General features: G+C 70.0%; 15 protein-coding genes. 4 read left to right on the top strand and 11 right to left on the bottom strand.

From position 1 onward, the window contains the following. Positions 1 to 50: 50 nt before the first annotated feature. A complete protein-coding gene (locus ON41_RS24255; RefSeq protein ID WP_051162359.1) occupies positions 51 to 1,259 on the top strand; it encodes a PucR family transcriptional regulator in 1,209 nt (402 codons plus the stop codon). A 167-nt stretch (positions 1,260 to 1,426) separates the two neighbouring features. Next, complete coding sequence (ald, locus tag ON41_RS24250) at positions 1,427 to 2,536, top strand: alanine dehydrogenase (RefSeq protein WP_040750040.1); 1,110 nt, start codon at positions 1,427 to 1,429, stop codon at positions 2,534 to 2,536. Between the two features lie 225 nt (positions 2,537 to 2,761). On the opposite strand, the gene ON41_RS24245 is transcribed toward ald, so the two are convergent. The 3 genes from ON41_RS24245 to ON41_RS24235 all read right to left on the bottom strand — a co-directional run bounded on the left by ON41_RS24245 (position 2,762) and on the right by ON41_RS24235 (position 4,268). Beyond that, on the bottom strand, positions 2,762 to 3,274 hold the full coding sequence (locus ON41_RS24245; protein WP_040750039.1) for an Lrp/AsnC family transcriptional regulator: 513 nt from the start codon (positions 3,272 to 3,274) through the stop codon (positions 2,762 to 2,764). A 77-nt stretch (positions 3,275 to 3,351) separates the two neighbouring features. Next, positions 3,352 to 3,747, bottom strand: coding sequence for a rhodanese-like domain-containing protein (locus ON41_RS24240; RefSeq protein WP_040750038.1), 396 nt, complete (start codon positions 3,745 to 3,747; stop codon positions 3,352 to 3,354). Further along, on the bottom strand, positions 3,744 to 4,268 hold the full coding sequence (locus ON41_RS24235) for a cysteine dioxygenase (protein WP_040750037.1): 525 nt from the start codon (positions 4,266 to 4,268) through the stop codon (positions 3,744 to 3,746). The genes ON41_RS24240 and ON41_RS24235 overlap by 4 nt, the downstream gene beginning before the upstream one ends. A gap of 275 nt (positions 4,269 to 4,543) precedes the next feature. Here ON41_RS24235 and ON41_RS24230 point away from each other — a divergent pair, with 275 nt between their 5' ends. Both ON41_RS24230 and ON41_RS24225 read left to right on the top strand, forming a co-directional pair. Further along, the gene (locus tag ON41_RS24230; protein WP_040750036.1) at positions 4,544 to 5,530 is read left to right on the top strand and encodes an ABC transporter substrate-binding protein; all 987 of its coding nucleotides are present in this window, start codon (positions 4,544 to 4,546) and stop codon (positions 5,528 to 5,530) included. 26 nt (positions 5,531 to 5,556) lie between these two features. Continuing rightward, a complete protein-coding gene (locus ON41_RS24225; RefSeq protein ID WP_040750035.1) occupies positions 5,557 to 7,161 on the top strand; it encodes an ABC transporter substrate-binding protein in 1,605 nt (534 codons plus the stop codon). A gap of 69 nt (positions 7,162 to 7,230) precedes the next feature. On the opposite strand, the gene ON41_RS24220 is transcribed toward ON41_RS24225, so the two are convergent. From ON41_RS24220 to ON41_RS24185, 8 genes are read right to left on the bottom strand one after another with little or no spacing between them, the layout of a single operon-like run. Continuing rightward, positions 7,231 to 8,061: a nitroreductase family protein gene (locus ON41_RS24220; protein WP_157185608.1), complete on the bottom strand. Its 831-nt coding sequence runs from the start codon at positions 8,059 to 8,061 to the stop codon at positions 7,231 to 7,233. Between the two features lie 19 nt (positions 8,062 to 8,080). Then, positions 8,081 to 9,271: a questin oxidase family protein gene (locus ON41_RS24215; protein ID WP_040750034.1), complete on the bottom strand. Its 1,191-nt coding sequence runs from the start codon at positions 9,269 to 9,271 to the stop codon at positions 8,081 to 8,083. Continuing rightward, positions 9,268 to 10,623 (bottom strand): MFS transporter, encoded by a 1,356-nt coding sequence (locus ON41_RS42370; protein WP_169336509.1) that lies wholly within the window; start codon positions 10,621 to 10,623, stop codon positions 9,268 to 9,270. Before ON41_RS42370 ends, ON41_RS24215 begins: the two co-directional genes overlap by 4 nt. A gap of 50 nt (positions 10,624 to 10,673) precedes the next feature. Further along, complete coding sequence (locus tag ON41_RS24205) at positions 10,674 to 10,904, bottom strand: tautomerase family protein (RefSeq protein ID WP_040750032.1); 231 nt, start codon at positions 10,902 to 10,904, stop codon at positions 10,674 to 10,676. A gap of 1 nt (position 10,905) precedes the next feature. Beyond that, complete coding sequence (locus ON41_RS24200) at positions 10,906 to 14,634, bottom strand: non-ribosomal peptide synthetase family protein (protein WP_051162354.1); 3,729 nt, start codon at positions 14,632 to 14,634, stop codon at positions 10,906 to 10,908. Between the two features lies 1 nt (position 14,635). Next, a complete protein-coding gene (gene upp / locus ON41_RS24195) occupies positions 14,636 to 15,340 on the bottom strand; it encodes a uracil phosphoribosyltransferase (RefSeq protein ID WP_051162353.1) in 705 nt (234 codons plus the stop codon). Between the two features lie 9 nt (positions 15,341 to 15,349). After that, positions 15,350 to 16,039: an HAD family hydrolase gene (locus tag ON41_RS24190; RefSeq protein ID WP_051162351.1), complete on the bottom strand. Its 690-nt coding sequence runs from the start codon at positions 16,037 to 16,039 to the stop codon at positions 15,350 to 15,352. Further along, positions 16,029 to 17,000 carry a pseudouridine-5'-phosphate glycosidase gene (locus ON41_RS24185; RefSeq protein WP_051162349.1) on the bottom strand — a complete coding sequence of 324 codons (972 nt, stop codon included), beginning with the start codon at positions 16,998 to 17,000 and terminating at the stop codon, positions 16,029 to 16,031. Before ON41_RS24185 ends, ON41_RS24190 begins: the two co-directional genes overlap by 11 nt. Positions 17,001 to 17,094: the final 94 nt, after the last annotated feature.

Genomic DNA, 17,094 nt, shown 5'->3' with positions numbered 1-17,094 from the left:
CGGTCGGTCGTTTTTGTCACGGAGCGATAATCGAGGCCGGAGGGTATCGAATGAATAACTCCGACAAAGAATTTCAGGTAAAACCCGCCGAGATGGAACGCCTGGCGACCGAGCTCGATGCTAGGATGCCGCGACTGCTCGACGAGGTGCGCGACATGCTCGCCGCCGAGTGGCCCGACTACGCGGAATTCCTCGACCAGCATCATCCCGACGTCGCCGAGGCGGGCGTGCTGTTCGTGCACAGCCTGCTCGACATGGCCGAACACGGCCCGGACGCCGATCGCGCGCACGACGGCGAGTACGCCCGCGCCGGGCTGGTGTTCGAGCTGATCGGCCGGCGGCACTTCCAGGACGGGCTGGAGCTGTCCTACCTGCTCACCGCCTATCAGGTCGGCGCTCGCGTCGCGTGGCACCATGTCGCCGCGACCGCGCTGGAACTGGAATTGGAACCGCATGTGCTGGCCGCTCTCGCCGAGGCGGTTTTCGTCTTCGTCGACGAGTTCTCCACGGCGTCGGCACACGGATACGTGCTGGAGCAGTCGGCCGCCAGCGCGGCCCGCGAACGGCGTCGTGAGGAACTCGCCGAACTGTTGCTGTCGGGCCGGTCCGACGCCCTCGACGTGCGCGCGGCCGCGACCCGGGCCAGCTGGCCGCTGCCCGCCGACGCCGCCGTGGTCCTCGCCGACCCGGCCGACGCCGACGCCCGCACCGCCCTGGACCGGCTGGGCATGAACGCGCTGCCCATCCGCCGTCCCGATGCCACCGGGGTGATCGTGCCCAATGCCGACGGGGTCGGCCAGCTGCCGCGGCTGGCGGCCACATTGCGCGGGCGCGCGGTGGTCATCGGCGGCCCGCTGTCGCTGGATCTGCTGCCGGTGGGGATGCGGATCGCGCAGACGGCGTTGCGGTTGCGGCACAGCGGAGTGCTCGGCGACAGCCCGGTGGTGGTCGGTGAGCGGCTGGACATGATCATCGCCAACCGCGACGAATGGCTGCTGTCGGTGCTGCGCGACCAGGTCCTGCAGCCGCTGCGCGATCTGCCCGAGGGCACCCGGGACCGCCTGATCGAGACGTTGCGCAGCTGGCTGTGGCAGATGGGTGACCGGCAGGCGATCGCGCACGAACTGCACATCCACCCGCAGACCGTGCGCTACCGGCTGGCCCGCCTGCGCGAGTTGTACGGCGATCGGCTCGATTCGCCGCGCGAGCGGGCGCGGCTGTTCCTGGCGCTGATCTGGGACGAGACGCACGGGTCGTAACGCCGCCGAAGATGCTTCGGGGAGACCCTTCCCATGACCCCCCTATCCGATAATAGGGGCGATACATGGCCGTAATAGAGAATTATCTTCATCAAGATGGAGATGGATCCGCACTTTCTTCATACTTTTGGCGAGCGCTCCATCCACCACAGCCACCAGGAGTCCAGGTGAAGATCGGAATTCCCCGCGAGGTCAAGAACCACGAGTACCGGGTCGCGGGCACCCCCGCCGGGGTGCGTGAACTGGTGTCGCGCGGACACGAGGTGTTCATCGAGACCGGGGCCGGTGTCGGATCGGCGTTCGGCGACGACGCCTACACCCTCGTCGGCGCGCGCGTCCTGGATTCGGCCGACGAGGTCTGGGGCGTCGCCGACCTGGTGCTGAAGGTGAAAGAGCCGGTGGCCGAGGAGTACTCGCGCATGCGGCCGGACCAGGTGCTGTTCACCTACCTGCACCTGGCGGCCTCGGCGGAGTGCACCGACGCGCTGCTGCGGTCGGGCACCACCTCGATCGCCTACGAGACCGTGACCGGGCGCGACGGCTCGCTGCCGTTGCTGGCGCCGATGAGCGAGGTCGCGGGCCGGTTGGCGCCGCAGGCCGGCGCCTATCACCTGATGCGCAGCGGCGGTGGCCGCGGCGTGCTGATGGGCGGCGTGCCTGGCGCCCGGCCGGCGAAGGTGGTCGTGATCGGCGCGGGTGTCGCGGGGCGCAATGCCGTGGCGGTGGCGGTCGGTATGCACGCCGACGTCACGGTGCTGGATCTCGATATCGCTCCGCTGCGCGAGCTGGACGCGCAGTATCAGGGCCGGGTGCGGACGGTGATCTCCAACGCGCAGGAGGTCGAGAACTCGGTGCGCGAGGCGGATCTGGTGATCGGCGCGGTGCTGGTGCCGGGCGCCAAGGCGCCGAAGCTGGTCTCCCACGAACTGGTGGAACAGCTGAAGCCGGGCACGGTCCTGGTGGATATCGCCATCGACCAGGGCGGCTGCTTCGCCGACTCCCGCCCGACCACCCACGACGACCCCACCTACCGGGTGCACGAGTCGGTCTTCTACTGCGTCGCCAACATGCCCGGCGCGGTCCCCTACACCTCCACCGTGGCCCTCACCAACGCCACCCTGCCCTACGTGGTCTCGCTGGCCGACAAAGGCTGGCGTGACGCGGTCGCCGCGGACCCCGGCCTGGCCCAGGGCCTGAGCACCCACCAGGGCGTCCTCCTGTCCGAAAGCGTCGCCGCCGCACACGGTTACACCGCCAAGCCCCTCGCCCCCGCGTAGTAATCCCCATGACCCCGGTACGCCGCCTTCATGATTCCGGCGTGCTTTTGGCCGGAATCTCGCGTAGTTCCCGGCCAAAAGCATGCCGGGAAACGAGGGATGCGGTGCCGGGAAAAGGGATGCGGTGCCGGGAAACGAGGGATGCGGTGCCGGGAAAAGGGATGCGGTGCGGGGAAAAGGGATGCGGTGCCGGGAGAGGAATGAGGCCGGGGCCGGGCTGGGTCTTCAGCGCGGGGCGCGGATGCGGGGGCGGACGTGTTCGAAGATGAGGATGGTTTCGGTGCGGGCGACGGCGGGGTGGGCGCTGAGGTTCTCGAGGACGAAGGTGCGGAGGCCCTCGGTGTCGGCGGTGGCGACGTGGACGAGGAAATCGTCCGCACCGGCGATGAAATAGACGTTGAGGACCTCGTCGAGGGCGGCCAGCTGTTCGCCGAATTCGGCGAGGTGCCTGCGTGCGTTGGCCTGCACCCGCACCGAGACCATGGCCTGTAGGCTGCGGCCCAGCGCGGCCGGGTCGATATCGGCGTGGAAGCCGCGGATGACACCGCGTTCCACCAGCGCCCGCACCCGGCCCAGGCACGTCGAGGGCGCGATACCGGCCGCCGCGGCCAGCGCGTTGTTCGTCATGCGCCCGTCGCGGGTCAGCTCGTCCAGCAGGATCCGGTCGACATCGTCGAGGGGCACGGCCGGCGTCGAGCCGGTGCGCCCGGCCTGCGCCGAGCGATCGTTCTTGCGCACACCTCACGGTATCGAACAAAATTCGTCGTTCACCCGTGATTCGCAACGATCTTCGAGCGCTCGGCCCGCCTACGGGGCTACGGCACGGCCGGGGAGCCGCCGGGAACGACGGGCAGCCCCGCGGCCTTCCACGCCCGGAAGCCGCCGTCGAGATCGGTCGCGCGCGGCAGGCCGAGGCCGTGCAGATCCGCGGCCGCGAGGCTGGAGGCGTAGCCCTCGTTGCAGACGACGATCACCTGAGAATCGGCGGTCAGCCCGGGCAGCCGGTGGTCGCCCGCCGGATCGAGCCGCCACTCCAGCACGATCCGCTCGACCACCACCGCACCCGGGATCTCGCCCTCGTTCAGCCGGTTGGCGTACGGGCGGATGTCCACGACGAGCGCGCCCTCGGCCTGCAGTGTCGCCGCCTCGCGGGGTTCGACACGGGACAGCTGGGACCGGGCGTCGGCGAGCCGGTCGTCGAGGCCGCTCATATGCCCGCGAAATCCGTGAGCGCGCGGTACTCCCGCACCGGGCGCAGCGGCGGCGAGTACGCGTGCACCGTGGCCGCCGGGCGGGTGCTGTGATTGCGCAGCTGGTGAGCGCGCTGCGGGCCGAAGGCCACCGTATCGCCGGCCGCCCACCGCGCGGTCTGCACCGGCCCGCCGGAATGCCGGTACTCCTCGCTCAGCTCGCCGATCGTGACGGTGAACGCGCCGGACGCCCCGCCGTGATCGTGCGGTTCCGTGCCCTGACCGGGCGCCCACGACAGCAGCCACAGCTCCACGCCCATGGTCAGCGCCAGCCGGCTCCACCAGCGCTGCCCGGCGTCGAAGCGGACGATGTCCAGCAGCGGCGTCGCCAGGCCGGTGGCGACCGTGACGATCAGCTCGCGCAGTTCGGCGGGGGTCCACAGCGTGCGCTCCGGGTAGACGGCATCCCGTAGTAGCGGCACGTCGACACTGGGGTGAATATCCTTGGCGTGCTTGAGATTCACCGGGAGTGACGTGGTCACGCTGTAGCTCCTGTCTGGTCGGTCGAACGAACGCGGAGAGCCTGCTCTGCACGGATTGTCCGCCACGGCGGGACATCTGCCATCGGACAGGATCAGCGTGAGCAAAATACCCCGGCCCGGTGCGGTCCAGGCCCCCACGGCTGGGCAACCCTTCCGCTCAGGCCGATCGAGAGTGCAGACACGGCAACGGATTCCGCCTTACGGTCACACAGCCGCCCTGGCCCGTGCGCTTCGAGCGTTCCGCTCGCGCCTGCCGTCGATGTAAAGGAAATCCGATGCTTCTCGCCCGCAACGGCCGTCGCGGACGCCGCCGCGTGCTGGCCGCCACGCTTCTCGCCGCGGCGCTGGTCACCGGCGCGTGCGGTACCGACGACCCCGAGAACGAGGTCCGCACCGCCGACGGCCAGACCTTCGACCTGTCCCCGGAGCAGCCCGGCCGGGTGCACGCCGAGAAGGTCGACGCGATCGCCGCGAAACTGCCGCAGGCGGTGCGCGACCGGGGCACGCTCGTGGTCACGGGTTCGGCGACCACCGGCCCGCCGCTGCGGTTCACCGCCAGCGACGACAAGACCTACATCGGGTCCGAGGTCGACTTCGCGACGTTGATCTCCGAGATCCTCGGGCTGAAGGTCGAGCTGCGCGCCGCCGATTGGGCGCAGAACTTCGTCGCCGTCGACTCCGGCGCGGTGGACGCGTTCGTCTCGAACGTCACCGTGACGGAGGAGCGTAAGGACAAGTACGACTTCGCCACCTACCGGCTCGACAACCTCGCCCTCGAGGTCCCCAAGGACAGCGACCTGGCCTACAAGGACCGGAAGTCACTGGCGGGCAAGCGAATCGGCGTCGGCAGCGGCACCAACCAGGAGCAGCTGCTGGTGCAGTGGAACGAGCAGAACGTCGCCGAGGGACTGCCGAAGATCGATATCGCCTACTACCAGCAGACCACCGACTACTACCTGGCGCTGTCGTCGCACCGCATCGACGGTTTCCTCGGGCCCAACCCGGTGGCCGTCTATCACACCGCGACCGCGAACCAGACGAAGATCATCGCCACCTACTCCGGGGCCGGTGACGCGCTGCAGGCCGAGATCGCGGTGCTGACCCGCAAGGACAACGGCCTGATCGGCCCCATCCACGAGGCGTTGCAGTACGCCATCGACCACGGCAGCTATCAGAAGCTGCTCGACCGCTGGGGCCTGCGCGGCGAGGCGGTGCAGGCGTCGCGGATCAACCCGCCGGGGCTCCCGCGCACCAAGCCGTGACCGACCGATCGATCTGGAGAATCTCGATGAAACGACCCGTCGCCCTGCTCGGAGCCGCCGCCGCGGCCGTCACGCTCGCGGCCTGCGGCGCCGATACCGGCGCCGGTGGCCCGGCCGGTCCGCCGCAGCCGGGCGGCACGCTGCGCTACGGGCTGTCGCTCGCGCCGACCTGCTCGGATCCGGCGCAGGCGGGCACCAACCAAACCGTCTACGTCACCCGGCAGATCGTCGATTCGCTGACCGACCAGAATCCGGAGACGGGCGCGATCACGCCGTGGCTGGCGCAGAGCTGGGAGGTGAGCCCGGACGCGAAGACGTTCACCTTCCACCTGCGGCCGGGCGTCACCTTCAGCGACGGCACGCCGCTGACCGCCACCTCGGTGCAGAAGAACTTCGACGCCGTGGTGCGCACGCTGACCGGGGTGAAGGCGCCGCTGGGCGCCAGCTACCTGGCCGGCTACACCGGCACCACGGCGGTGGACCCGCTCACCGCGCGGGTGGAGTTCGACCGCCCGAACGCGCAGTTCCTGCAGGCGTCCTCGACGCCGCAGCTGGGACTGCTCGCCGACGCCACCACCGCGAAGTCGGCCGACGAGCGCTGCCTCGGCGACAATATCGGCAGCGGGCCGTTCACCTATGCCGAATACAAGCAGGGTTCGTCGGCGACGGTGGTGAAGCGGCCCGGATATGCCTGGGGCTCAGCGGTTTTCGCACATCAGGGTGAGGCGTATCTGGATCGCATCGAGTTCCGGGTCGTTCCGGAGTCCGGTGTGCGGGCGGGCAGCCTGTCGTCGAATCAGCTGGACGCGATCAGCGACGCGCTGCCGCAGGACGCCCCGCAGATCGAGGCCACGGGCGGGTCTGTGCTCGTCACCTCGAATCCCGGGCTGCCGTTCGGCATTCAGCCCAATGTGACCCGCGGGCCGCTGCGGGATCCGGCCGTGCGCGGCGCCCTGGAACGGGCGATCGACCGCCAGGAGCTGGTCGATACCGTGCTGGGCCCGCAGTTCCGGCCCGCGAGTAGCTCGCTGGGCTCGAAAACCCCTGCGTATGTCGATCTTTCCGGTCAGATCCGGTACGACCCCGACGCCGTGCGGCGGCAGCTGGACCAGGCCGGGTGGGTGCCGGGCGGGGACGGTATCCGGGCGAAGGACGGCGTGCGCCTGTCGTTCGGCGTTCTGTTCAGCCGCGCGTTCGCCGGGAATCAGGCGATCCTGGAACTGATCCAGCAGCAGCTGCACAAGGTCGGGGTGGACGTGCAACTCCAGGTGGCCTCCGATTCGGAGTACACGGCGCGGCAGAACGCCAAGGACTTCGACTCGGTGTACTACAACACCACCCGCGCCGACGGGGACATCCTGCGCACCACGTTCGGCCTGGCCGACCGCAATCTCAATGTGCGCGGCCCGATCCCGCCGCTGGACCAGGCCCTCTACGACCAGTTGCAGGCGGTCGACCCCGCCACCCGCGCCCAGCTCATCGGCCAGGCGCAGAAGCTGGTCGTCGACAACGGGCTGTGGATCCCGACCATCGAACTGTCCCAGGCCATCGGCGTCTCGAACGCCGTGCAGGACTTGAAGTTCGAAGCCTCGGGGCGGCTGCAATTCTTCGACACCTGGCTGCGCAAGTAACCGACCCTACCCTCCCGCCGCGCCCCTCCTCCTCCTTTTTCCGGCGTGCTTTTGGCCGGAAAAAGGGTGCTACTTCAGCGAGAAGCCCTGGTTGTTGAAGGTCCGGCGGATGTGCTGCCGCCCGTGCAGGCTCTCCTTGGTCGAGATGCGCCCCGCCAGACGGTTCTTCACCCAATCGGCGGGCAGTTCCTGCTCGCGGTAGTAGGCATTGATGCGGTCCAGGTAGTCCTGGGTCTCGGCCGGGGTCGGCGGGGTGTAGGCGTTGCGGTGGGCGACCACGCTCTGCCCGTAGCGCGGCTTGATATCCGCCGGATCGTCGGGATCGGGGATGCCGATGGCGAGGCCGTAGACCGGGAAGGTCCACTCGGGCAGCCGCAGCTCCTCGATGACCGCGTCGATATTGTTGCGCAGCGCGCCCACGAAAGTGATTCCGTAGCCGAGGGATTCGGCGGCGACCGCGGCGTTCTGCGCCGACAGGGTGACGTCGACGATGCTGGAGACCGTGCTGTCGAGGTAGGAGGTGGCCTCGATGGTGTGCCCGTGCTCGGTGGCGATGGCGACATTGCGGGACCAGTCGGCCACCCAGACCAGGAATACCGCGGCATCGCGCACCAGCTGCTGCCCGCCGGCCAGCTCCGACAGGCGTTCCCGCAGTGCCGGATCGTCGACCACGACCACGCTGGTGAACTGGAAGTTGGCCGAGGTCGACGCCGACTGCGCGGCAGCGATGATCAGCTGCAATTCGGTCTCGCTCAGCGTGCCCGGCAGGTATCGGCGCACCGTGCGGTGCCGCAGCAGCACCTCGAGCGTCGGGTTGCCGATATCGCCGGCGACGGGGGCGTCCGGGCCGTACCGCTTGTCCAGCTGCTCCTGCAGTCCGGTCGAAATCACTTCTGTCACAGCGTATTCCTGTTCTCGGTCAGACGGTCGGCGGTTCGTCGAAACTCGCGGGCAGTTCGGGTGTTCGAGTGAACTGGGCGGCGGCGTGGCGGTAGCCGGTCCAGTCGTCGGCGTCCCACCAGGAGCGCAGGACGAAGACCAGCTTCGGGTTGTGCTCCTCGTCCTCGAGCCACGCGCGCCGCGCGGCGACGTCGAATTCGTCGACGGCATGGGCGGAGCGATCGGATTCCCGTCCCGCGTACAGCGTGTCGAGTTCACGCAGCTTGTCGCCGCCGGGGAATTTGCGTTCGGCCGCGGTGATGATGCGCGCCCCCGCCCAGTACAGGTCGTAGATCGCCGTGATGGTCTCCGGGGAATCGAGGGCGCCGGCGACGACCTCGAGCGCGAACAGCGACGTGATCAGGTGCAGCACAACGAAATCGCCGGGCTGTGCGAGATACAGCAGGGTGATCGCGCGGCGGACCCGGTCGCGTCGTTCGTCGGGGGGAAGCGCGTGGATCCAGGCGGGAGTATCGGCCAGGTCGGGGATTCCGGCGCGGGCGACGCTCGCGACCCTGGCCTGGAGGCCGGATCGGTTCAGCTCGGGATGGAGTTCGGTGAAGGTGTCGGTGTCGGCGATCACCGTCTCCACCGCGCGGTGGAAGGGGGTGTCGCCGGTCCAGCGGTCACTCAGTCGCACCAGCGACTCGACAGGGTCGGCCGCATCGGTGTCGGGTCCGGCGGGCCGCTCGCCGTCGACCGTGAGAACCTGCGAGAACGCCAGGTAGGCAAGCGCTTCCGCGGTCAGCCCGGGGTGTTCGGCCCACAGCCCCCAGCCGAGATGGATGGCGGCGTGGGTGAAGGCGCCGATCCAGCCGCGCAGCAGCTCGGGCGCGTACTCGCCGACCGCTCCCGAGATCCCGCGCTCGGCGACCTCGCGATCGAAGAATGTCAGGTAGGCGTCGAAATGGGTGCGCCGCCCGAGGAATTCGCGCCAGTTCCCGCTGTCGATCACCTGAGTGGACGGGCGCCGGGGTTCCAGCGGGAATCCGTACGGGGTCAGGTGGGCGTAGGTGCGGTAGTAGTCGCGGATTCGCTCCTCGGAGGCGCCGATCGCGGCCAGCGCCACCACCGCGTGCTTGACGTGATTGGTGAGGTGGCCGTTGAACTCGATGTGGTGGGTGCGGTCGTCCAGCAGATCCGAGACGTCGTCCAGAACCTTGGTGGTCATGACAGCTTCCTCCCGTCGTGGTGTGTGGCGGTGCGCGCGCCGCCGGATTTCAGGGCGATGAGCAACTGCGCGACCGCGGTGGCCAGCAGCGCGCCGAGCGGCAGCGCCCAGCCGTCGCCGAGCTGCCGGAACAGCCCGATCACATACGGTCCGACGGCGGCGATGAGATAGCCGACGCCCTGCACCGCACCGGACAACTCCACCGCCTGCTCGGCCGACCCCGCGCGGACGGTGATCACGGTCAGGGCCAGCGAGAACACCGCCAGCCCGATCCCCAGCACCAGCGACCACAGCAGCGGAGCGCTCCCGGGGGAGACCAGGAAGGCGAGCACGCCCAGCACGGTGAATCCGCTGAACCCCGCCAGCCACCGCTCCGGGTGCGCCGAACGCGCGACTATCGGCGGCACGGTCAGGCTGATCGGCACCCCCAGAAAAGTGAGCAGCCCCAGATACCCCCCGGCCGCCTGAGCTCCGACCCCCGCATCCCGCAACACCGAGGGCAACCACCCCATGACCACGAACGCCACCAACGCCTGCAACCCGAAGAACACCGCCAGCCCCACGGTCCCCGTACGCCGCAGAATCGCGAGGGGACTACCGCCCGCCCCCGCCAAACCCGCCCCCGCCGAGCCCGCCCCCGCCGAGCCCGCCCCTGCCGAGCCCGCCCCTGCCGAGCCCGCCCCTGCCGAGCCCGCCCCTGCCGAGCCGGCCCCCGCCGAGTCTGCCTTGGTTTTTCCGGCACGCTTTTGGCCGGAATCCGCCGATGCGGGCAGTGGGTCCCGGCCAAAAGCGTGCCGGGACAAGGGATGTTGGGCGTCCGGTGCGGCGATCGAAGGGGACCCCCACAGCGCAACGATCGCTATCGGCGCGAGGACGGCCCACACCGCCAGCGCCCACTTCCAGCTGCCGAACAGGTCGGAGAGCGGGACGACCGTCGCGAAACCCAGTGCGGCCCCGGCTTGTAGGGCGGTGGTGAAGGTGGCGACCAGAACTCGGGTGTTGCCGACCGAGCGCACCACGGCGGGAAGCAGCACCGCCAACAGGCCGACCCCGAGCGCCGCGGTGAAGGTGGTGACCCCGAACAACCACAGCCCGCCCCAGGGCCGCACCGCCAGACTCCCCCCCGTCACGGCCAGCGCCCCGAACAGCCCGGCCCGCACCGAGATCCGTCCCCGCACCGCCGGCACCACCAGACTCACCACCGCGAACGCGACGACCGGCAGCGCGGTAATCACACCCGCCGCCCGAGCCCCCGCCCCGAAATCCGCTGTAATGCCGTCCAATTCGGGCCCGACGGTCGCGATTCCCGGCCGCAGGTTAACGGCCACTGCCGCGATAACTGCGACCAGCACCGCCAGCCGCGTTACCTCCGCCGTGTGTGGATTCCGGCCGATATCCACCATCAGTAGCCGGGGGTGCGCAGGAGGGGAGTGCCCGGGGCGCGGTCGGTGATGAGGGGGTCGTAGACCCGGGTCTGCCAGTGGTCGCGGTCGACCGGGGCGAGGCCGATCGATACCGCGTCGGCGGAGACTCCGAAGGCTCTGGTGATCGCCTCGACGAGGTCGGATTCCAGGCGTCGCCGGGTGGTGTCGGACAGGTCGGCGGGGAAGTGCGAGATCTCTACGTGTGGCATATCAGACCAACTCCCGATTCATGCTCTGCTCCAGGACCGCGGCGGCGATGTCGAGCGCCCCGGCGGTCACGATCTCGTAGTGGTGGTAGGGCAGGTTGCTCACCGGCGTGGCGCGCAGCCGCAGCGGCGCGACGGGGACGTCGGCGAACGCGGGACCGTCGCCCCGGGCCCGCAGATAGACGCTCCGGTCGAGCAGTTCCTGGTCGACGCTCGTCGGCTCCCCGCGGAAACCGTAGGTGTGCTCGACCACGGCGACGATGCGCTCGACGGTCTCACGCGCGAATCCGGGCTCCTCGGCGACGATCAGGTCGACGAATTCGCCGCGGCCGCCGAGCGAGTCGAGCCGGTCCGCGTACGGCGGATCCACCCGCCCGCTGAACACCGAGCCCAGTACCCGCTTGAAATACCGGTCCCGGTAGTCGATCGCGCCCGTATCGGGCCCGGCCGCCGCGATCACCGGCGACCCGGGTGCGATCAGCACCAGCTCCTCGACGTCGTGCCCGGCGGCGATCAGCCGCTGCGCCACCTCGGCGGCCACTCGCGCGCCGAACGAGTACCCGACCAGGCGCAGGGGCTCCGGCAGTTTCGCCGCCAGCAGTTCGTCGAGGTCGTCGGCGATCAGGGCCCCGAGGTCGCCGTGCGGCCGCTCCCCGCCGTTGAGTCCGCGCGCCTGCACCCCGTAGACGACCTGCCCGTGCTCGGCCAGCTCGCGGGCGAGGGTGCGCAGTCCCATCGGATAGCCGCCGAGTCCGGGCCAGAGCACGGTCGTCGCGGTGCCCTCCGACCCCGCCAGCCGCAGCAGCCGCGACGTCGGACCCTGCGCGGGAGTCGTGATCGCGGCGGCCAGCTCGGCCGGGGTGGGGGATCGGAAGAGGGTCTGCACCGGCAGCGCGACACCCAGTTCCTCGTGCAGCGCCCGGATCAGCCGCAGCGCCGACATCGAATTCCCGCCCTGCGCGAAGAAGTCGTCGTGACGGTACACCGGCTCGTAGCCGAGTACCCGCGACCACACCCGCGCCACCCGCGATTCCCGCTCGCCGCTGGGCGGATCGGCGGCCCGCGCCGCGCGCGCGTTCAGGTCGGCCGCCAGCCGCGAGAGCGCGACCCGGTCCTGCTTCCCGTTCTGCGACAGCGGGATTCGATCGAGCACGTGGATCGTCGGCGGCACCATGTAGGACGGCAGGACCACCCGCAGATCGTCCTTCAGCAGCTCCTCGGGGCCCTTCATGTGCACGGCGTCCTCGGCCATCCCCGTCGATCGCACCTGCTCGTCGGAGACCGGCCCGGCCAGCGCGAAATAGCTGAGTTGGGCTGTCTCGCCGAGTATCTCGTTCAGTCGGCGCGCCGAGGGCAGGTCACGCCCGGTGAGCGAGGAGTACCCGGCCGACATGAACCCGACATTGACCTCCGCCCCGATCTGCTGCAGATGTGCCAGGGACCGGCCGAGCGCGGTGAATCCGTCCCATCCCGACGTCGCCGCGACGGTGAGCGCGACGGCACAGGGGGATCGGTCGTAGGAACGCTGGTTGATGGCGATCACATGCCGCCGCTCGACCTTCCGCTCGGAGACGAATTCCGTTCCCGCACCGGTGAACCGGTACAGCCCGTGCCGTGCGCCCCCGGCGTCGCCGTGCACCTGGACCAGAACGCGCACCGGCGGCTCGTGCCCGGCGGGCAGCGCCCGCGTATCGAGCGCGACGGTCGCGGTCACCACGCCCTCGTCGATCCCGTCGACGACCCGCACGGGCACCGTGCGAACGCGCCAGCCGTAACCCGCCGCCACCTCGTCCAGCACGCCCAGCATGTGGCCCGCCTCGAAGTGCAGGACCTCCCGGACATTGGTCGCGTACACCGCTTCGATCACCCGCGCCAGCCCCACGAGATGCAGGTGCAGCCCGCTGCGCGCGGCCGCGCCGACGCGAAAGAGCGCGTGCCGCTCCGGATCGAAGTAGTACACCCCCGCCGCGAGCCCCGGAATCCCGCTGGTCTCCAGGTAGATCCGGGTGGCATTGAGCGCACCGGGCGAGGCGTAGGAGTACTTGGGCAGCAGGCGATCCGGGCTGTGGAACGGGCCGAACCACCGCAGCAGCGTGCCGAGCGTCCGCGCGGTGAACTCGGCCGGTGCGGGGACCTCGCGGCCCCGGACGGGTAGCCGCCGCACGACCGCCGCGAGCCGTTCCAGGTCGAAGGGCGACTCCTCCAAGTTGCGATACGTCTTGCGGGCGAACACTTTTCGCCGCTGCTCGCCGGTGGGTTCGGCGCCGGGCAGCTCGAGATCGGGGACGGTGTCGAATCGGCGCGCTCCCAGCCCGGCCAGCTGCGCGGTCACCTGGGTGCGGGTCGACTTGGACCGGTGATGGCGTCCGGCCTGCCCCTGATCCATCAGCGGGGCCTCGTCCGGATCGAGTTCGACGAATCCGGCCAGCTGCGTCACCCCGCGGTCGGAGACCCACGGCACCACGGCGGCCGACCGCACCCAGTGGTGCTTCTCGATCCACCCGCGCACCTCGGTGGTCTCGACGCGGTGACCGTTCACCTTCACCTGCTCGTCGTTGCGCCCGACGAACTCCAGGACGCCGTCGGCCCGGCGACGCACGAGATCGCCTGTGCGGTACCGGCGTCCGGTCCCGCTTCCGGAGAATCGCGCGGCGGTGATCTCCGGCCGGTTGCGGTAGCCGTCCGCCAGCTGGATTCCGCCGATGAGCAGTTCGCCGATCTCGCCGTCGGCGACCTCGCGATCCGACGTGTCCACCACGCTCGTGCCGCACCCGTCGACGGCCCGCCCGATCGGCACCACGGGCGCGCCGCCGAGATCGGCGTCGGTGAAGTCGAACCAGGTCGCGTTGATGGTGGTCTCGGTAGGCCCGTACAGGTTGATCTTGCGGGGTCCGGGCAGCGCTTCGCGCAATCGCCGCGCCACCGTACTCGGCAGCGCCTCGCCGCCGCTCACCACCGTCCGCAGCGTGGTCGCGGCGGCTGTGCCGGGCAGTGCGGCCAGTTCCGCCCAGACCGTCGGCACGCACTGCACGATCGTGATCGCCTCGCGCACAACGAGGTCGAGGATGTCCTCCGGGCTGGTGTGCGTTCCGGCCGGCGCGACCACGACCGTGGCCCCGCAGGCATTCGCCAGCAGCTCCCACTGCGCCGCGTCGAAGCCGACCGGCGTCTTCAGCAGGATCCGCGCTTCCGGCCCGAGGCCGAGTTCCGTTCCGAGCCAGATCATCTGGTTGGTGATAGCGGTGTGCGAGATCACCACGCCCTTAGGGGATCCGGTGGTCCCGGAGGTGTAAATGGTGTAGGCGGAGGAGATTTCGGGCCGGTCCGGGTCGCCTTGCTCGCCGAGTCCTGACACCGGCAGTGTCCGCACGTCTTCCGGCAGGATCCGATGCGCCCGCGCCGCATTGCGCGCGTCGGTCAGCACCACGCGCACCGCGCTGTCGGTCGCCGTGTACACGAGGCGCTCGGCCGGATAATCCACCGCCAGCGGCAGATACGCGGCCCCGGCGTGCAATACGGCCCACACCGCGACGACGAGGTCGACCGACGGATCCAGGAATACGCCCACCACATCGCCCGGCCCGACACCGGCATCCCGCAATGCCTGCGCACCACCGCGCGCGAGCCGCGCGAGTTCTCCGAAACTCAGCGCGCGGGAATCGTCCACGCACGCGATGGCGTCCGGATGTCGATGCACCCGCGCCTCGAACAGGTCGAGAAGGTTCGCCGCCATCTCAGGCCTCCGCGACCGTGCCGTGGAAGCGGTCCCCGAAATCGCCGATGCCGGGCAGCATGAACGCCTGATCGGTGAGGGATTCGTCGATATGCGAGGTGACGATGCGCAGATCGGGCCGCCGCGTCAGCACCGTCGCCAATGCCTCGGGGCAGGTCAGGACATTGACCACCACGATCCGATGCTCCGGCACCCCGGCCGCGATCAGCTCGTTCACCGCCGTCAGCAGCGTGCCCCCGGTGGCGATGGTGGGATCGAGCAGCAGCACCTCGCTACCGGCGATACCGGGCGGGAGCTTGCTGTAGAACAGCGTCGGCTGCTTGGTCGTCACATCGCGCTGGATGAGGATCTTGCCGAACCGCGTATCCGGCCGGATCTCGCGCAACCCGCCCTCCAGCGCATCGCCGGCCCGCGGAATCGATACCGCATACAGTGTGGGAGAGGCGGTTTCGAGTCCCTCGAAGGTGAATCCGGTGGGCGTGGTAACCGCGTGTGGCCGGTGTTCCAGATGTGAGAGCGCGGTCTCGAGCAGCAGGCGGATGATGCGCCCGGTCGCGCGGACGAACCGCTCCTGCCCGGTCTCGGCGTCGCGGGCCTCGGTGTGCAGGGCGATCAGTCCCGGCTGCTTGGGCAGTTCGAAGACGTTGACGCCCAGGTAGCGATCCAGCGGGACGGGTGCGGTGGTCGGACGGGTCCATGCGGTCATGGCCTTGGCTCACTTTCCAATCCGGGACAGAACGGCGCGGGTCACGTCGTCGAAGGTGTGCGCCACGACATCGGCTGCGGCCGTGAGGATCTGGTGCGTGGTGCCGACCCCGTAGGTGACGCCCACGGTGAAGGCGCCGATACCCGTGCCCAGCCCGATATCGGCCGCGGTATCGCCGATGACGGCTCCCGCGGGACCGACGTCGCCGAGCCCCAGCCCCGCCAGGGCGGCATCGGCGCTGTCGCGATGCGGTTTGGGATGCGCGACGTCGTCGGCGCCCACGATCGCCGTGAACGGTTCCCGGATCCCCGCCGCGTCCAGGATCAGCTCGGCACTCTCGTGCTTCTTGCTGGTGACGACGGCGAGCGCGAATCCCGTGCGGGCCAGCCGCTCCAGGCCGCCGCGAACTCCGGGGAAGAGGAGGTCGGCCGCCTTCGGCACGATCAGTTCCCGGTACCGTGTCACGTAGTCCGCCGAAATCGCCTGTGCGATATCCGAATCCGAACCGGCGCCGGACAGCGCGCCCGCCATGCGCTCCAGCGGTGCGCCGACGAGGGCGCGCACCTCGTCCAGCTCCGGACGCGTACCGGTCACCGCCTCGACGGCCAGTGACATCTGCTCGGCGATCGCGCGCGGGGTGTCCAGCAGCGTCCCGTCCAGATCGAACAGCAGCGCCGAACGGGTTGTCTCAGCCGACATGGGCTGCTCCTTCTCTCGGGGCGGTCGTGCGCTCCAGCGTGGCCCGCGCGACCTCGATCTCCGCGGCGGCCACGGCGGTGCTGATCAGGACCGCGCGGTTGGCGGCGGCCGCCGCGCCGCCGGTGGCCGCGTCCACGGCCTTCAGGACGAACGTGGTGACGGCCGGGCCGGTGACACGCTCCGCCTCGGCGCGGGCGAGCGCCTGCTGGATCGCCGCTTCGATGGCGTCGCCGTCGAGTGCGTCCTCGACCGGGATCGGATGGGTGACCAGCAGTGAACTGCTTCCCGACAGCTCCCGGTGGAAGCGGGCGATCTCGGCGATCCGGCGCGGATCGTCGACGCGCGCCTGGGTGTCGAAGCCGCTCTCGCGGCAGTAGAAGGCCGGGAAGCCACGATGCCGGTAGCCGATCACCGGCGTGCCCTGGGTCTCCAGGAACTCGAGCGTCAGGCCCGCGTCGAGGATCTTCTTCACCCCCGCGCACACCACGATGAGCCGGGTCCGGGCGAGTTCGGTGAGATCCGCGGAGATGTCCATGGTCGTCTCCGCGCCGCGATGCACGCCGCCGAGCCCGGCCGAGGCGACCGTCGCGATGCCGACCTCGTTCGCGATCGCCATGGTGGCCGCGATCGAGGTCGCGCCGAGGCCGCCGCCCGCCAGCGCGACCGCGATGTCGCGGGTGGTCACCTTCGCGACATCGGTTGCGGTGCCGAGCCTTTCGAGATCGTTCTGGCTCGTGCCGACCAGGATGCGGCCGTCGGCGATGGCGATGGTCGCGGGCACCGCGCCCCCCTCGCGCACCGCCCGCTCGACCTCGTGGGCGATGGCGACATTGTCGGGGCGGCGAAACCCGTGCGCCACCACGTTGGATTCGAGCGCGACGACCGGCCGACCGGCCCGCAGCGCCTCGCGCACCTCGTCGGACAGGCGGAACAGCGGTCCGGAGACAACGACATCAGACATACGTATGACGTCCGTTCGTAGAGGAGAAGGTGGGACAGACCCCCGTGGTCCGCAGGTCATGCTGCGGGAAAGGGGTTGTGCTGTAAAGAATTTT

The sequence above is a fragment of the Nocardia transvalensis NBRC 15921 genome (assembly GCF_000308875.1).
GTDB lineage: Bacteria > Actinomycetota > Actinomycetes > Mycobacteriales > Mycobacteriaceae > Nocardia > Nocardia transvalensis.
Note: the sequence above shows the minus strand (reverse complement) of the source record. Positions and strands in the feature narration are given on the sequence as shown.

Excerpts from the sequence above, each read along its gene's own strand:
- ON41_RS24255 (WP_051162359.1), top strand. The coding sequence starts at position 51 with ATGAATAACTCCGACAAAGAATTTCAGGTAAAACCCGCCGAGATGGAA.
- ON41_RS24240 (WP_040750038.1), bottom strand. The coding sequence starts at position 3,747 with ATGAGCGGCCTCGACGACCGGCTCGCCGACGCCCGGTCCCAGCTGTCC.
- ON41_RS24230 (WP_040750036.1), top strand. The coding sequence starts at position 4,544 with ATGCTTCTCGCCCGCAACGGCCGTCGCGGACGCCGCCGCGTGCTGGCC.
- ON41_RS24225 (WP_040750035.1), top strand. The coding sequence starts at position 5,557 with ATGAAACGACCCGTCGCCCTGCTCGGAGCCGCCGCCGCGGCCGTCACG.
- ON41_RS24215 (WP_040750034.1), bottom strand. The coding sequence starts at position 9,271 with ATGACCACCAAGGTTCTGGACGACGTCTCGGATCTGCTGGACGACCGC.
- ON41_RS24205 (WP_040750032.1), bottom strand. The coding sequence starts at position 10,904 with ATGCCACACGTAGAGATCTCGCACTTCCCCGCCGACCTGTCCGACACC.
- ON41_RS24200 (WP_051162354.1), bottom strand. The coding sequence starts at position 14,634 with ATGGCGGCGAACCTTCTCGACCTGTTCGAGGCGCGGGTGCATCGACAT.
- upp (WP_051162353.1), bottom strand. The coding sequence starts at position 15,340 with ATGACCGCATGGACCCGTCCGACCACCGCACCCGTCCCGCTGGATCGC.
- ON41_RS24190 (WP_051162351.1), bottom strand. The coding sequence starts at position 16,039 with ATGTCGGCTGAGACAACCCGTTCGGCGCTGCTGTTCGATCTGGACGGG.
- ON41_RS24185 (WP_051162349.1), bottom strand. The coding sequence starts at position 17,000 with ATGTCTGATGTCGTTGTCTCCGGACCGCTGTTCCGCCTGTCCGACGAG.